Raw genomic sequence first — 15,706 nt, 5'->3', positions numbered from 1 at the left:
CATAGGTCAGTATGTCTCAGTTTTTGAGACAGGACTTTTGCAAAGTTCTTTATTTTTTATATAAAGAAGATAGTTGAGTGGGAGGGGGCCCCAATCCAATTAGAGGAATGGAAACCCTGTTAACCACATCACGGACTTTAAGGAGGTGTGTCTCGTGGCTAAAAAAGTAATTAAAGTTGTTAAATTACAAATCCCTGCTGGTAAAGCTAACCCAGCGCCGCCGGTTGGTCCTGCACTAGGTCAAGCGGGTGTTAATATCATGGGATTCTGTAAAGAATTTAACGCTCGTACAGCAGATCAAGCTGGATTGATTATTCCTGTTGAAATTACGGTATTTGAAGACCGTTCATTTACATTTATTACGAAAACTCCTCCTGCTGCAGTTCTTTTGAAAGTAGCAGCTGGAATTCAGTCTGGTTCAGGCCAGCCTAACCGTAATAAAGTAGCAACAGTAAAGCGTGATAAAGTACGCGAGATTGCGGAACAAAAAATGCCTGACCTTAACGCAGCTAGCGTTGAAGCAGCAATGCGCATGGTTGAAGGTACTGCACGCAGCATGGGTATCAACATCGAAGACTAATCCATGTAAACTGTTAAAGTGTAATGAGGGGGTTGCGTAGTTTTAATATACTCGCAACCTTTTTCGTGGGAGTTATTCAAACGTTAAAACCACATTTTAAGGAGGAAATTTGAAATGGCTAAAAAAGGCAAGAAGTATATAGAAGCTGCGAAGCTTGTTGACCGCGCGAAGGCTTATCCAGTTGCAGAAGCAATTGACCTTGCAAAGAAAACAAACTACGCTAAATTTGATGCAACAATTGAGGTTGCTTTCCGTTTAGGCGTTGACCCTAAGAAAGCTGACCAAAACATCCGTGGTGCTGTTGTACTTCCAAACGGAACTGGTAAAACTCAACGCGTATTAGTATTCGCGAAGGGTGAAAAAGTGAAGGAAGCTGAAGCAGCTGGCGCTGATTATGTAGGCGATGCAGAATATATCAACAAAATCCAACAAGGTTGGTTTGATTTCGATGTAATCGTAGCAACTCCTGACATGATGGGTGAAGTTGGTAAACTAGGCCGTGTATTAGGACCTAAAGGCTTAATGCCAAACCCTAAAACTGGTACTGTTACATTTGATGTAACAAAAGCAATCAACGAAATCAAAGCAGGTAAAGTTGAATACCGCGTTGACAAAGCTGGAAACATCCACGTGCCAATCGGTAAGACATCTTTCGAAAATGAAAAGCTTGTTGAAAACTTTGCTACTGTTTTTGAAACAATGTTAAAAGTAAAACCTTCTGCTGCAAAAGGAACTTACATGAAGAACGTTACAGTTACTTCAACAATGGGCCCTGGCGTGAAGGTGGATCCTTCTTCTGTTTAATTAAAAGGTAATTATTACTAATTGACAAATTAGACAACGTTAACTATAATAAGTTTTGTTGTTTAAAATATTAACATTTGTACCGTAGACAGCAGGTGCCAACAGGCTTAATTTCCTGCCGAGGTTAGCGTATAGAATAAGCTGAAATTGTCGGCTATTTATGCATCCTCCATGTCTCGCGTTTGATATGGAGGATTTTTAATGCCTGGTATAAATGTAGACATTCTACAGGAGGTGTAAAGATGAGCAGTGCAATCGAAGCTAAAAAACAAATTGTCGATGAGATCTCTGACAAATTAAAAAACAGCGTGTCAACAGTTGTTGTTGATTACCGTGGACTTACAGTTGCACAGGTAACTGAACTTCGTAAACAACTTCGTGAAGCTGGGGTAGAATTTAAAGTTTACAAAAACTCTATGACTCGCCGTGCTGCTGAAGCAGCTGAGCTTTCTGGTCTAAACGATGCATTAACAGGTCCTAACGCTATTGCGTTCAGTGCTGAAGATGTAGTAGCACCAGCTAAAATCCTAAACGATTTTGCGAAGAAGAACGAAGCGCTTGAAATCAAAGCAGGTGTGATCGAAGGTAACATTGCAACAGTTGAAGAGGTTAAAGCTCTTGCTGAACTTCCTTCACGCGAAGGCTTGCTTTCTATGTTACTCAGCGTACTTCAAGCTCCAATCCGCAATCTTGCTCTTGCTGCAAAAGCTGTTGCAGATCAAAAAGAAGAACAAGGCGCGTAAGCTAATCATAATTGAAATTTAAAATATTTGAACGAAAATTAAGGAGGAAACTTAATCATGACTAAAGAACAAATCATTGAAGCAGTTAAAAATATGACTGTTTTAGAACTTAACGATCTTGTAAAAGCAATCGAAGAAGAATTCGGCGTAACTGCAGCTGCTCCAGTAGCAGTTGTTGGTGGTGCAGGTGCTGCTGCAGCTGAAGAAAAAACTGAATTTGATGTAATCCTAGCTGGCGCTGGCGACCAAAAAATCAAGGTTATCAAAGTTGTTCGTGAAATCACTGGTCTTGGACTTAAAGAAGCAAAAGACCTTGTTGACAACACTCCAAAACCACTTAAAGAAGGCGTTTCTAAAGAAGATGCTGAAGCAATCAAAGCTAAACTTGAAGAAGTTGGAGCTAACGTCGAAGTTAAGTAATTTAAACGATACAAAAAAGCTCGCTTAAATAGCGGGCTTTTTTTGACTATATCCTCATTAAATCTTCAAAAATAAACTCCCCAGGGGGTGAGTCAGGTGACTGAACACTACTATTCTCAAGTTCAAAAGGTTGAAAGTGATCCAAAATATTGGGATTATACCTTAAGAAATCATCCTTTTCGTTTTAAAACCGATAACGGTGTTTTTTCAAAAAGAGAAGTAGATTTTGGCTCACGTTTACTCATTGAGTCTTTTGTGTTGCCCTCGGTTAAAGGGGCAGTGCTCGATGTAGGCTGCGGTTATGGTCCAATTGGTCTCTCTGTTGCGAAAGACAATCCGGACCGGTTGGTTCACATGGTTGATGTGAACGCGAGGGCTATACAGCTTGCAAAAGAAAATGCCGCCCTTAATCGGATTGATAATGTTGAGATCTATGAAAGTGATCGGCTGCTATCCGTCAAAGGAAACAACTATGCTGCTGTTTTAACAAATCCGCCGATTCGAGCAGGAAAAAAGATTGTTCATGATATTTTTGAACAAAGCGCTCTACATCTTGTTCCTAACGGGGAGCTTTGGGTCGTCATTCAAAAGAAACAAGGCGCGCCATCTGCAGTAGAAAAACTAAAGACTATTTTTGCCCAAGTAGAAACTGTAGACAAGTCAAAAGGCTATTTTATTCTTAAGGCCGTAAAAAATAGTTGACTCAGGATTCTCACTGTGGTAGCATTATAAAATGCCATCATAATATTTTCCGGTTTATTCCTATAAATACTTATTTTTCAGTATAAAAACAGGGTAAAAAGGAAATGATGACAAAATAATAGTAAAAATGTGAAAATGTGGTTTTTGAGCAAAAAACCCTTTTTCTTTTTGTCTTTTGAAAATGAGTTTTACTCCTTCTCGAAAGATAATAGATTTTTTAAATAACGCTTGATTTGAGGGGTGAATCAGTTGACAGGTCAACTAGTTCAGTATGGACGACACCGCCAACGAAGAAGTTACGCACGAATCAGTGAGGTTTTAGAATTACCAAATCTAATCGAAATCCAAACCTCTTCATATCAGTGGTTTCTTGATGAGGGATTACGTGAAATGTTCCAGGATATTTCACCGATTGAGGACTTTACTGGTAACCTATCACTAGAATTTATTGATTACAGTCTTGGCGATCCAAAGTATTCTGTTGAAGAATCAAAAGAACGGGACGTTACATATTCTGCTCCATTGCGTGTAAAAGTACGTCTTGTAAACAAAGAAACAGGCGAAGTGAAAGATCAAGATGTATTCATGGGTGATTTTCCACTTATGACGGAAACAGGTACGTTTGTTATTAATGGAGCAGAGCGTGTTATTGTTTCCCAGTTAGTACGTTCACCAAGTGTTTACTTTAGCGGAAAAGTCGATAAGAATGGTAAAAAAGGATTTACAGCAACGGTAATTCCGAACCGCGGCGCTTGGCTGGAATATGAAACTGATGCCAAAGATGTCGTATATGTCAGGATTGATCGTACTCGGAAACTACCCGTTACGGTTCTTTTGCGTGCATTAGGGTTCGGCTCTGATCAAGAAATCATCGAATTGATCGGTGATAATGAATATTTACGCAACACACTAGAAAAGGACAACACTGAAGGCGTAGATAAAGCATTGCTTGAAATTTACGAGCGTCTTCGTCCAGGTGAACCTCCTACAGTAGAAAATGCGAGGAGCTTGTTAATTTCTCGTTTCTTCGACCCTAAGCGCTATGACCTTGCGAATGTAGGGCGTTATAAAATAAATAAAAAGCTTCATATTAAAAACCGCTTGTTCAATCAACGTTTAGCTGAAACTTTAGCAGATCCTGAGACAGGTGAAGTTATTGCTGAAAAGGGTATTATTCTTGATCGCAGAAACCTAGATCGAATTCTGCCTGCGCTTGAGAAAAATATTAACTTTAAAGGCTATAATCCTGTTGGCGGTGTAGTTGAAGACGAAATTATTCTCCAAGGGATTAAAATTTATGCACCTGGAGATGAAAATGAAAAGGTTATTAATGTATTAGGGAATGCCTACGTGGCTGAACCAATCAAGAATATAACTCCGGCAGATATTATTGCCTCCATTAGCTATTTCTTTGATTTGCTGCATGGAGTAGGTGATACAGACGATATTGACCATTTAGGAAACAGACGTCTGCGTTCTGTTGGTGAACTATTGCAAAACCAATTCCGGATTGGATTGTCCCGAATGGAGCGCGTGGTTCGTGAAAGAATGTCAATTCAAGACACAGCAACAATTACGCCTCAACAGTTAATTAATATTCGTCCTGTAATTGCTTCGATTAAGGAATTCTTCGGAAGCTCCCAGTTATCGCAGTTCATGGACCAAACCAATCCGCTTGCGGAATTAACACATAAGCGCCGTCTATCTGCGCTTGGACCGGGTGGTTTAACCCGTGAACGTGCGGGTATGGAAGTACGTGACGTTCACTATTCCCACTATGGACGTATGTGTCCGATTGAAACGCCGGAAGGTCCGAACATTGGTCTGATTAACTCGTTATCATCCTATGCAAAGGTGAACCGTTTTGGTTTTATCGAAACACCTTACCGCCGGGTTGATCCTGATACAGGAAAAGTTACAAGCCGTATTGATTATTTGACGGCTGATGAAGAAGATAACTATGTAGTAGCTCAGGCAAACTCTCGTCTTGATGATGATGGCTCATTTTTGGATGAGGAAGTTGTTGCTCGTTTCCGTGGTGAGAACACCACTGTTAAACGTGAACGGATTGATTACATGGACGTATCACCGAAGCAGGTTGTATCAGCAGCAACCGCATGTATTCCGTTCCTTGAAAACGACGACTCCAACCGTGCGTTGATGGGTGCGAACATGCAGCGACAAGCCGTTCCGCTTATGCAGCCAGAAGCTCCAAGAGTTGGTACTGGTATGGAATATGTATCTGGTAAAGACTCCGGTGCAGCTGTTATCTGTAAGCATAATGGTATTGTTGAACATGTAGAAGCCCGCGAAGTTTGGGTACGTCGTGTCAAAGAAGTTGATGGGCAAGAGGTGAAAGGGGATCTGGATAAATACCGGATGCTCAAATTTATCCGTTCTAACCAAGGAACATGCTATAATCAACGGCCGATTGTTAAAACTGGCGACCATGTGGTAAAAGGTGAAATTTTAGCTGATGGCCCTTCAATGGAATTAGGGGAATTAGCTCTTGGACGCAATGTTCTTGTTGCCTTCATGACATGGGATGGTTATAACTACGAAGATGCGATTATCATGAGCGAACGTCTTGTTAAAGATGATGTATATACTTCGATTCATATTGAGGAATACGAATCCGAATCGCGTGATACGAAGCTTGGACCAGAAGAAATTACCCGTGATATTCCAAACGTCGGTGAAGATGCACTGAGGAATTTAGATGAACGCGGGATTATCCGCATCGGTGCTGAAGTGAAAGACGGTGATCTGCTAGTTGGTAAAGTTACGCCAAAAGGAGTTACAGAACTAACAGCTGAAGAAAGACTTCTCCATGCTATTTTTGGTGAAAAAGCACGTGAAGTACGTGATACTTCTTTACGTGTGCCACATGGCGGGGAAGGAATCGTCCACGATGTTAAAGTCTTTAACCGTGAAGATGGGGATGAACTTCCACCAGGTGTAAACCAGCTTGTCCGCGTTTATATCGTTCAAAAACGTAAGATTCACCAAGGTGACAAGATGGCCGGACGACATGGTAATAAAGGGGTTATCTCTAGGATTTTACCTGAAGAAGATATGCCGTTTATGCCAGACGGAACACCTGTTGATATCATGTTAAACCCACTAGGGGTACCATCACGGATGAATATCGGACAGGTGCTTGAACTCCATCTTGGGATGGCAGCTAGAGCTCTTGGCATTCATGTAGCCTCCCCTGTATTTGATGGAGCCACTGAGGAAGATGTGTGGGGTACCATTGAAGAGGCAGGCATGGCGCGTGATGCTAAAACGATCCTTTATGATGGTCGCACTGGTGAACCATTTGATAACCGTGTATCTGTCGGTGTCATGTATATGATCAAACTGGCACACATGGTTGATGATAAATTGCATGCCCGTTCAACAGGACCTTACTCACTTGTTACGCAGCAGCCTCTTGGCGGTAAAGCCCAATTCGGCGGACAGCGTTTTGGTGAGATGGAAGTTTGGGCCCTTGAAGCTTACGGTGCAGCCTATACGCTTCAAGAAATTCTAACTGTTAAATCAGATGATGTTGTGGGTCGTGTAAAAACATATGAAGCCATTGTAAAAGGTGAAAATGTCCCAGAACCGGGTGTCCCAGAATCATTTAAAGTATTAATTAAAGAGCTTCAAAGCCTTGGTATGGATGTAAAGATTCTCTCAGGTGATGAAGAAGAAATCGAAATGCGGGATACGGAGGACGATGAGGACTTGCAGCAGGTCGATACATTAAACATTGTTCCTGATACCCCAAGCATGGAATCTGAAAAGGTTGGTACAAAAGAATAATGATCAGTCGTCAAGCGCACGGCATTGTGCGTGCGCTTGTTTTATTATTAAAGGGTAAAGCCCAGAACGCTTTAGCGTTTTTCTACAGTCAGAGGCTGGATGTCAGAAGGAATCGGCATATTAACTGATTTCTTCAATCAAAAGGGAGGATAGGCCCTATGCTTGACGTTAATAATTTTGAGTATATGAAAATTGGCCTTGCTTCACCGGATAAGATTCGCTCATGGTCTTTCGGAGAGGTCAAAAAACCAGAAACCATTAACTATCGTACGTTAAAGCCTGAGAAGGACGGATTATTTTGTGAGAGAATTTTCGGTCCAACTAAGGATTGGGAATGTCACTGCGGTAAATACAAGCGTGTGCGTTATAAAGGTGTTGTGTGTGACCGATGCGGTGTTGAAGTAACACGAGCAAAAGTGCGCCGTGAACGTATGGGTCATATCGAATTGGCAGCACCTGTTTCGCATATTTGGTATTTTAAAGGAATTCCTAGCCGGATGGGGCTTGTTTTAGATATGTCCCCTAGAGCATTAGAAGAGGTAATCTATTTTGCTTCTTATGTAGTAACTGAAGCTGGTGATACTGCTCTTGAAAAGAAGCAGTTATTATCGGAGAAAGAATATCGTGCCTATCGTGAAAAATATGGCAATAAGTTCCAAGCATCTATGGGTGCAGAAGCAATCAAGCGTCTTCTTTCTGATATTGATTTAGAAAAAGAAGTTGATATCTTAAAAGAAGAATTAAAGACAGCGCAAGGACAGCGTCGTACTCGTGCGATTAAACGCTTGGAAGTATTAGAAGCGTTCCGTAATTCAGGGAACGAACCTTCTTGGATGGTACTTGATGTGCTTCCTGTTATTCCTCCAGAGCTCCGTCCAATGGTACAGCTCGATGGCGGAAGATTTGCAACATCGGATCTTAATGATCTATATCGCCGCGTTATTAACCGTAACAACCGGTTAAAGCGTTTGTTAGATTTAGGAGCACCAAGCATTATTGTGCAAAACGAAAAGCGGATGCTGCAAGAAGCAGTTGATGCGTTGATTGATAACGGCCGCCGCGGCCGCCCGGTTACAGGACCTGGTAACCGTCCATTGAAGTCGCTTTCCCATATGTTAAAAGGTAAACAAGGGCGTTTCCGTCAAAACTTACTTGGTAAACGGGTTGACTACTCAGGACGTTCAGTTATCGTTGTAGGTCCATACTTAAAAATGTATCAGTGCGGTCTTCCGAAAGAAATGGCCCTTGAACTATTTAAGCCATTCGTTATGAAAGAACTTGTAGAAAAAGGTTTAGCACATAATATTAAATCTGCTAAACGTAAAATCGAACGTGTTTCTCCGGATGTTTGGGATGTACTAGAAGACGTGATTAAAGAACATCCTGTTCTTTTAAACCGTGCCCCAACATTGCATAGATTAGGAATTCAGGCGTTTGAACCAACACTTGTTGAAGGACGGGCAATTCGTCTTCATCCGCTCGTATGTACAGCTTACAATGCGGACTTCGATGGTGACCAAATGGCTGTTCACGTACCGCTGTCTGCCGAAGCGCAAGCAGAAGCACGGCTTTTGATGCTTGCAGCTCAGAACATTCTAAACCCTAAAGATGGAAAACCAGTTGTAACGCCATCTCAGGACATGGTATTAGGTAACTATTACTTAACATTAGAACGTGAAGGTGCTGTGGGCGAGGGTATGATTTTTAAGGACACAGATGAAGCAGTCCTTGCTTATCAAAATGGCTTTGTTCATTTTCACACCCGCGTTGCGGTTCATGCAGGTTCATTAAAGAATGAAACATTTACGGAAGAACAGAATAATAAACTGCTCATTACAACAGTGGGAAAACTTATTTTTAATGAAATTCTTCCAAAATCTTTCCCTTATATCAATGAACCTACTAGAAGCAATTTAGAGGAGAAGACTCCTGAAAAGTATTTCGTTGAAAAAGGTGAAGATATTAAGGCGAAAATTAAGGATATGCCTTTAGTCGACCCATTTAAAAAGAAAATCCTTGGAAACATCATTGCCGAAGTGTTCAAGCGTTTCAAAATTACTGAAACATCAAAAATGCTTGACCGCATGAAGGACCTTGGATTTAAATATTCAACTAAAGCGGGTATTACCGTTGGTGTAGCGGATATCGTCGTGCTTGGTGAAAAAGAACAAATTCTCCATGAAGCTCAGTCGAAGGTAGATAACGTACAAAAGCAATTTAGACGTGGTCTTATTACTGAGGATGAGCGTTATGATCGTGTTATCTCGATCTGGAGCCAAGCTAAGGATACAATTCAAGGCAAATTGATGAAATCCTTGAATAAGACAAACCCAATCTTTATGATGAGTGATTCCGGTGCCCGTGGTAACGCCTCTAACTTTACACAGCTTGCTGGTATGCGTGGTTTGATGGCCAACCCGGCTGGTCGAATCATTGAGTTACCGATCAAATCAAGTTTCCGTGAAGGGTTAACAGTATTAGAGTACTTTATCTCTACACACGGTGCGCGTAAAGGTCTAGCCGATACAGCGCTGAAAACTGCCGACTCTGGATACCTGACTCGTCGTCTTGTCGATGTTGCACAGGATGTAATTGTCCGTGAAGACGATTGTGGAACCGACCGTGGTTTCTCTATTCGCGCATTAAAGGATGGTACAGAAATTATCGAAGCTCTTGATGAACGCTTAATCGGCCGTTATGCCCGTGTTGCGATCAAACATCCAGAGACAAATGAAGTCTTGGTACATGAAAATGAATTGATTACGGAAGATCTCGCTGAGATTATTGTTGGTGTAGGTATTGAAGAGGTAAAAATTCGTTCCGCCTTTACATGTAATACGCGTCATGGAGTATGTAAAAAATGTTATGGCCGTAACTTGGCAACTGGGCAAGAGGTTGAAGTGGGTGAAGCAGTCGGAATTATTGCCGCTCAGTCCATCGGTGAACCGGGTACTCAGTTAACAATGCGTACATTCCATACAGGTGGTGTAGCGGGAGACGATATTACCCAAGGTTTACCGCGTATCCAGGAAATCTTCGAAGCGCGTAACCCTAAAGGGGTGGCGGTCATTTCCGAAATTAACGGTGTCGTTGTCGGTATTAACGAAGGCCGTGATCGTCAGCATGAAATTGTGGTACAGGGTGAAGTCGAGTCACGCACTTACAACGCGCCATATACTGCCCGAGTGAAGGTAGCTGTCGGCGACAATATTGAACCAGGGCAGGAGTTAACAGAAGGTTCGATTGACCCGAAAGAATTGATTAAGGTTAAAGACGTAATTTCTGTTCAAGAATATTTGCTGCGTGAAGTACAAAAAGTTTACCGCATGCAAGGGGTTGAAATCGGGGATAAGCACGTCGAAGTAATGGTACGTCAAATGCTCCGTAAAATCCGTGTAAGTGATGCAGGTGAGACAGAGGTACTGCCAGGCACACTTCTGGATATTCACCAATTTACTGATGCTAACGAAAAGGCATTATTAGAAGGTAAATTACCAGCAACTGGACGTCCTGTATTACTCGGTATTACCAAAGCATCTCTTGAAACAGATTCGTTCTTATCTGCAGCATCCTTCCAAGAAACCACAAGGGTTCTTACCGATGCAGCTATTAAAGGTAAGCGGGATGAATTACTCGGCTTGAAAGAAAATGTTATCATTGGGAAACTTGTACCAGCTGGTACGGGTATGCAGCGTTATCGCAAGGCTGAACCGGTTCTGCGTGATACAACATCAGAAGAGCCAATAACAGTTGATTAAATGAATAAACGGTACTTGCTTTACGGCAAGTACCGTATTTTAAGACAAAATAAATTAAAAGATTTGTTGACAACTTATTTTTAAGATGGTAATATATCAAAGGTGCTCCTATACACCTGATACTTTGGAGGATATCAAATGTCTTATGAAAAAGTATTGCAGGCGAAGCAATTCATTATAGGAACAAAACAAGCAGTGAAAGCACTACAGGAAGGAAAAGTTCTAGAGCTGATCGTTGCCAATGATGCCGACCCGAAAATTACGGCACAGGTGATAAACGAAGCCAAAGAACGAGATGTTCCAATCCATTATGCTGAATCTATGAAAAGATTAGGGAAGGCATGCAGGATACAAGTTGGTGCAGCAGCTGTCGCTATTATCCGTTAAAAACTGTTTTTGTAGATCGAGCAATCTGCAAAAACTTTGTTTTTGCAAAAAAATGAACCACCTGGATGTGTGGACTTAACAATAACGAAGGGAGGAAATACACATGCCTACAATTAACCAATTAGTGCGCAAGCCACGTCAATCAGTGACAGAGAAGTCAAAATCTCCTGCGCTTAACAAAGGTTATAACAGCTTCAAAAAATCACAAACAAACGTATCATCACCACAAAAACGCGGGGTATGTACTCGTGTTGGTACGATGACACCGAAGAAACCAAACTCAGCGTTACGTAAATATGCTCGTGTACGTTTGACAAATGGTATCGAGGTGACTGCATACATTCCTGGTATCGGCCACAACCTACAAGAACACAGCGTTGTTCTAATCCGTGGCGGACGTGTAAAAGACTTACCAGGGGTACGTTATCACATCGTTCGTGGAGCGCTTGATACTGCTGGTGTTAACAACCGTATGCAAGGCCGTTCTAAATATGGTACTAAGAGACCAAAAGCAGCTAAGAAATAATCACACTAAATAGAAGCTTCTTTGAAAGGAGGAAGAAATATGCCACGTAAAGGTCCTGTAGCAAAAAGAGACGTGTTACCAGATCCGATTTATAATTCAAAATTAGTTACACGTTTGATCAACAAAATGATGATCGACGGTAAAAGAGGTAAATCTCAAGAAATTCTTTACTCAGCATTTGATACAATTCGTGAACGCTCTGGCAAAGAGCCAATGGAAGTGTTCGAAGCAGCGATGAAAAACATCATGCCTGTACTTGAAGTAAGAGCCCGCCGTGTAGGTGGTGCTAACTACCAAGTTCCAGTTGAGGTGCGCCCTGACCGCAGAACAACTTTAGGTCTTCGCTGGTTAGTAAACTACGCTCGTCTTCGCGGAGAAAAGACGATGGAAGAGCGTCTAGCTAACGAAATCATGGATGCAGCAAACAACACTGGTGCATCTGTTAAGAAGCGTGAAGATACACACAAAATGGCTGAAGCAAACAAAGCATTTGCTCACTATCGTTGGTAAAATAACCTTAAAAAAAATACTTTCATACTAGGAAGGAGAAAGACTTAAATGGCAAGAGAGTTCTCCTTAGAAAAGACTCGTAATATCGGCATCATGGCTCACATTGACGCCGGTAAAACTACGACCACTGAGCGTATCCTTTATTACACTGGTAAGATTCATAAAATCGGTGAAACTCACGAAGGTGCTTCTCAGATGGACTGGATGGAGCAAGAGCAAGAGCGCGGAATCACTATCACATCTGCTGCAACAACAGCACAATGGAAGAACCACCGCGTTAATATTATTGACACTCCAGGACACGTAGACTTCACTGTTGAAGTTGAACGTTCTCTTCGTGTATTAGATGGCGCTGTAGCTGTTCTTGATGCACAATCAGGAGTTGAACCACAAACTGAAACAGTTTGGCGCCAGGCTACAACTTATGGTGTACCTCGCGTTGTGTTCGTCAACAAGATGGACAAAATTGGAGCAGATTTCTTATACTCTGTTAAAACATTACACGAACGCTTACAAGCTAACGCTCACCCAATTCAGCTGCCAATCGGTGCTGAAGATCAATTCAATGGTATCATTGACTTGATCGAAATGAATGCACGAATCTATGGGAACGACTTAGGAACTGATGTTCAAGAAGTTGAAATCCCAGAAGAGTATCAAGCTCAAGCTGAGGAATGGCGTGAAAAGTTAGTTGAAGCTGTTGCAGAACTTGATGAAGAATTAATGGAGAAGTACCTTGGCGGTGAAGAAATCACTAAAGAAGAGCTTAAAGCAGCTATTCGTAAAGGTACTGTAAACGTTGAATTTTATCCAGTTGTCTGCGGTTCAGCATTCAAAAACAAGGGTGTTCAGCCAATGCTTGATGCCGTAATCGATTATCTTCCATCTCCACTAGATGTACCATCCATTAAAGGGCATGTACCTGGTTCAGAAGAAGAAGTTGTTGAACGTCATTCAAGTGATGAAGAGCCATTCGCAGCTCTTGCATTCAAAGTTATGACTGACCCTTACGTTGGTAAATTAACGTTCTTCCGCGTTTACTCTGGTACCTTAGAGTCTGGATCTTATGTTCAAAACTCTACTAAAGGAAAGCGTGAGCGTATCGGACGTATCCTGCAAATGCACGCAAACAGCCGTCAAGAAATCTCTATCGTTCATTCCGGTGACATTGCTGCAGCTGTAGGTTTAAAAGATACAACTACTGGTGACACTCTATGTGATGATAAAAACCTTGTTATTCTAGAGTCTATGCAATTCCCTGAGCCAGTAATCCAATTGTCTGTTGAGCCAAAATCAAAGGCAGACCAAGACAAAATGACAACTGCACTTCAAAAGCTTCAAGAAGAAGATCCAACATTCCGTGCACATACTGACCAGGAAACTGGACAAGTAATCATCGCTGGTATGGGTGAGCTTCACCTAGACATCATCGTTGACCGTATGCGCCGTGAATTCAAAGTTGAAGCTAATGTTGGTGCACCGCAGGTTGCTTACCGTGAAACATTCCGTGCTTCTGCACAAGTTGAAGGTAAGTTTGCTCGTCAGTCTGGTGGTCGCGGACAATACGGACACGTTTGGATTGAATTCTCTCCAAACGAAGAAGGTAAAGGCTTTGAGTTTGAAAACGGCATTGTAGGTGGTGTTGTTCCTCGTGAATACATCCCAGCAGTTGAAGCTGGTTTGAAAGATGCTCTTGATAGAGGTGTTCTTGCCGGGTATCCACTAGTAGATATCAAAGCAAGACTATTTGATGGTTCATACCATGATGTTGACTCCTCTGAAATGGCGTTTAAAATTGCTGCTTCTCTAGCGCTTAAAAATGCTGCTTCAAAATGTCAACCAGTTATTCTTGAACCAGTTATGAGAGTTGAAGTTGTAATTCCGGATGAGTACCTTGGCGATATTATGGGTCAAGTGACTGCCCGCCGTGGACGTGTTGAAGGTATGGAAGCTCGTGGTAACGCTCAAGTAGTTCGTGCTATGGTTCCACTTTCAGAAATGTTCGGTTATGCAACAGCTCTTCGTTCAAGTACACAAGGCCGCGGAGTATTCTCTATGCACTTTGATCACTACGAAGAGGTTCCAAAATCAATCTCTGAAGAAATTATCAAAAAAAATAAAGGTGAATAATTGATTTTCACCTTTATTTAAAGTATAACTACTTATGTAAGATTGGAAACTGTTTCATAAGCTTTTGGGCTATTGCTGCAGTTTCCGCTCTAAATATACTTAAATTTCATAATCCAAAGGAGGATTTTCAAAATGGCAAAAGCTAAATTTGACCGTTCAAAGCCACACGTTAATATTGGTACAATCGGACACGTTGACCATGGTAAAACTACTTTAACTGCTGCTATCACTACTGTACTTGCAAAAGCTGGTGGTGCTGAAGCACGCGGATATGATCAAATCGATAACGCTCCAGAAGAAAAAGAGCGTGGAATCACAATCTCTACTTCTCACGTAGAGTACGAAACTGCTAATCGTCACTATGCACACGTTGACTGCCCAGGACACGCTGACTACGTTAAAAACATGATCACTGGTGCTGCTCAAATGGACGGTGGTATCCTTGTAGTATCTGCTGCTGACGGCCCAATGCCACAAACTCGTGAGCACATTCTTCTTTCTCGTCAGGTAGGCGTGCCATACCTTGTTGTATTCATGAACAAGTGTGACATGGTTGATGACGAAGAATTACTTGAATTAGTAGAAATGGAAGTTCGTGACCTTCTTTCTGAGTACGATTTCCCTGGCGATGACACTCCAGTTATCAAAGGTTCTGCTCTTAAAGCATTAGAAGGCGAAGCTCAATGGGAAGAAAAAATCCTTGAACTTATGGCTGCTGTTGATGAGTACATTCCAAATCCAACTCGTGACACTGAAAAGCCATTCATGATGCCAGTTGAGGACGTATTCTCAATCACTGGTCGTGGTACAGTTGCTACTGGCCGTGTAGAGCGTGGACAAGTTAAAGTCGGTGACGTAATTGAAATCGTTGGTTTCACTGAAGAGCCAAAATCTACTACTGTAACAGGTGTAGAAATGTTCCGTAAGCTTCTTGACTATGCAGAAGCTGGTGACAACATTGGTGCCCTACTTCGTGGTGTATCTCGTGAAGAAATCGAGCGTGGACAAGTTTTGGCTAAGCCAAAATCAATCACTCCACACACAAAGTTCAAAGCACAAGTTTACGTATTATCTAAAGAAGAAGGTGGACGTCATACTCCATTCTTCTCAAACTATCGTCCACAATTCTATTTCCGTACTTCTGATATCACTGGAATTATCCACCTTCCAGAAGGTACTGAAATGGTAATGCCTGGTGACCACATCGAAATGACTGTTGAGCTAATCGCTCCAGTTGCAATCGAAGAAGGTACAAAGTTCTCTATCCGTGAAGGCGGACGTACTGTTGGTTCAGGTTCAATCACAACTATTGCTGAGTAATTATTACTTAGATAAT

12 protein-coding genes and 1 other annotated feature are annotated in these 15,706 nt (G+C 41.8%); all 12 genes read left to right on the top strand.

Annotated elements, in window-relative coordinates; translation table 11 throughout:
- The first annotated feature begins 154 nt into the window (after nucleotides 1-154).
- The 12 genes from rplK to tuf all read left to right on the top strand — a co-directional run bounded on the left by rplK (nucleotide 155) and on the right by tuf (nucleotide 15,690).
- Nucleotides 155-580: a 50S ribosomal protein L11 gene (rplK, locus tag IE222_RS20225; protein ID WP_042353722.1), complete on the top strand. Its 426-nt coding sequence runs from the start codon at nucleotides 155-157 to the stop codon at nucleotides 578-580.
- Between the two features lie 114 nt (nucleotides 581-694).
- On the top strand, nucleotides 695-1,384 hold the full coding sequence (rplA, locus tag IE222_RS20220; RefSeq protein WP_191275973.1) for a 50S ribosomal protein L1: 690 nt from the start codon (nucleotides 695-697) through the stop codon (nucleotides 1,382-1,384).
- A gap of 64 nt (nucleotides 1,385-1,448) precedes the next feature.
- Nucleotides 1,449-1,593 (top strand) — a sequence feature (ribosomal protein L10 leader region).
- Nucleotides 1,594-1,626: 33 nt separating this feature from the next.
- Complete coding sequence (gene rplJ, locus IE222_RS20215) at nucleotides 1,627-2,127, top strand: 50S ribosomal protein L10 (RefSeq protein ID WP_191275972.1); 501 nt, start codon at nucleotides 1,627-1,629, stop codon at nucleotides 2,125-2,127.
- Nucleotides 2,128-2,184: 57 nt separating this feature from the next.
- Nucleotides 2,185-2,547, top strand: a complete 363-nt coding sequence (gene rplL / locus IE222_RS20210; protein WP_191275971.1) for a 50S ribosomal protein L7/L12 — start codon at nucleotides 2,185-2,187, stop codon at nucleotides 2,545-2,547.
- A 96-nt stretch (nucleotides 2,548-2,643) separates the two neighbouring features.
- The gene (locus IE222_RS20205) at nucleotides 2,644-3,249 is read left to right on the top strand and encodes a class I SAM-dependent methyltransferase (protein WP_191275970.1); all 606 of its coding nucleotides are present in this window, start codon (nucleotides 2,644-2,646) and stop codon (nucleotides 3,247-3,249) included.
- Between the two features lie 249 nt (nucleotides 3,250-3,498).
- Nucleotides 3,499-7,059 carry a DNA-directed RNA polymerase subunit beta gene (gene rpoB, locus IE222_RS20200; RefSeq protein ID WP_191275969.1) on the top strand — a complete coding sequence of 1,187 codons (3,561 nt, stop codon included), beginning with the start codon at nucleotides 3,499-3,501 and terminating at the stop codon, nucleotides 7,057-7,059.
- Nucleotides 7,060-7,217: 158 nt separating this feature from the next.
- Complete coding sequence (gene rpoC, locus IE222_RS20195; protein WP_191275968.1) at nucleotides 7,218-10,817, top strand: DNA-directed RNA polymerase subunit beta'; 3,600 nt, start codon at nucleotides 7,218-7,220, stop codon at nucleotides 10,815-10,817.
- A 138-nt stretch (nucleotides 10,818-10,955) separates the two neighbouring features.
- Nucleotides 10,956-11,204, top strand: a complete 249-nt coding sequence (locus IE222_RS20190) for a 50S ribosomal protein L7ae-like protein (protein ID WP_191275967.1) — start codon at nucleotides 10,956-10,958, stop codon at nucleotides 11,202-11,204.
- A 103-nt stretch (nucleotides 11,205-11,307) separates the two neighbouring features.
- On the top strand, nucleotides 11,308-11,730 hold the full coding sequence (gene rpsL, locus IE222_RS20185; RefSeq protein WP_191275966.1) for a 30S ribosomal protein S12: 423 nt from the start codon (nucleotides 11,308-11,310) through the stop codon (nucleotides 11,728-11,730).
- 39 nt (nucleotides 11,731-11,769) lie between these two features.
- Entirely contained in the window at nucleotides 11,770-12,240 is a 471-nt protein-coding gene (gene rpsG, locus IE222_RS20180) for a 30S ribosomal protein S7 (protein WP_191275965.1), read from the top strand.
- A 48-nt stretch (nucleotides 12,241-12,288) separates the two neighbouring features.
- Entirely contained in the window at nucleotides 12,289-14,370 is a 2,082-nt protein-coding gene (gene fusA, locus IE222_RS20175) for an elongation factor G (protein WP_191275964.1), read from the top strand.
- A 132-nt stretch (nucleotides 14,371-14,502) separates the two neighbouring features.
- Nucleotides 14,503-15,690, top strand: a complete 1,188-nt coding sequence (gene tuf / locus IE222_RS20170; protein ID WP_191275962.1) for an elongation factor Tu — start codon at nucleotides 14,503-14,505, stop codon at nucleotides 15,688-15,690.
- The last annotated feature ends 16 nt before the right edge of the window (nucleotides 15,691-15,706 follow it).

Origin of the sequence: Neobacillus kokaensis (assembly GCF_014656545.1) — a bacterium.
In the GTDB taxonomy this organism is placed as follows: domain Bacteria; phylum Bacillota; class Bacilli; order Bacillales; family Cytobacillaceae; genus Neobacillus; species Neobacillus kokaensis.
This window is presented reverse-complemented; position numbering and strand designations above follow the sequence as displayed.

Excerpts from the sequence above, each read along its gene's own strand:
- rplA (WP_191275973.1), top strand. The coding sequence starts at position 695 with ATGGCTAAAAAAGGCAAGAAGTATATAGAAGCTGCGAAGCTTGTTGAC.
- rplJ (WP_191275972.1), top strand. The coding sequence starts at position 1,627 with ATGAGCAGTGCAATCGAAGCTAAAAAACAAATTGTCGATGAGATCTCT.
- rplL (WP_191275971.1), top strand. The coding sequence starts at position 2,185 with ATGACTAAAGAACAAATCATTGAAGCAGTTAAAAATATGACTGTTTTA.
- rpoC (WP_191275968.1), top strand. The coding sequence starts at position 7,218 with ATGCTTGACGTTAATAATTTTGAGTATATGAAAATTGGCCTTGCTTCA.
- IE222_RS20190 (WP_191275967.1), top strand. The coding sequence starts at position 10,956 with ATGTCTTATGAAAAAGTATTGCAGGCGAAGCAATTCATTATAGGAACA.
- rpsL (WP_191275966.1), top strand. The coding sequence starts at position 11,308 with ATGCCTACAATTAACCAATTAGTGCGCAAGCCACGTCAATCAGTGACA.
- rpsG (WP_191275965.1), top strand. The coding sequence starts at position 11,770 with ATGCCACGTAAAGGTCCTGTAGCAAAAAGAGACGTGTTACCAGATCCG.
- fusA (WP_191275964.1), top strand. The coding sequence starts at position 12,289 with ATGGCAAGAGAGTTCTCCTTAGAAAAGACTCGTAATATCGGCATCATG.
- tuf (WP_191275962.1), top strand. The coding sequence starts at position 14,503 with ATGGCAAAAGCTAAATTTGACCGTTCAAAGCCACACGTTAATATTGGT.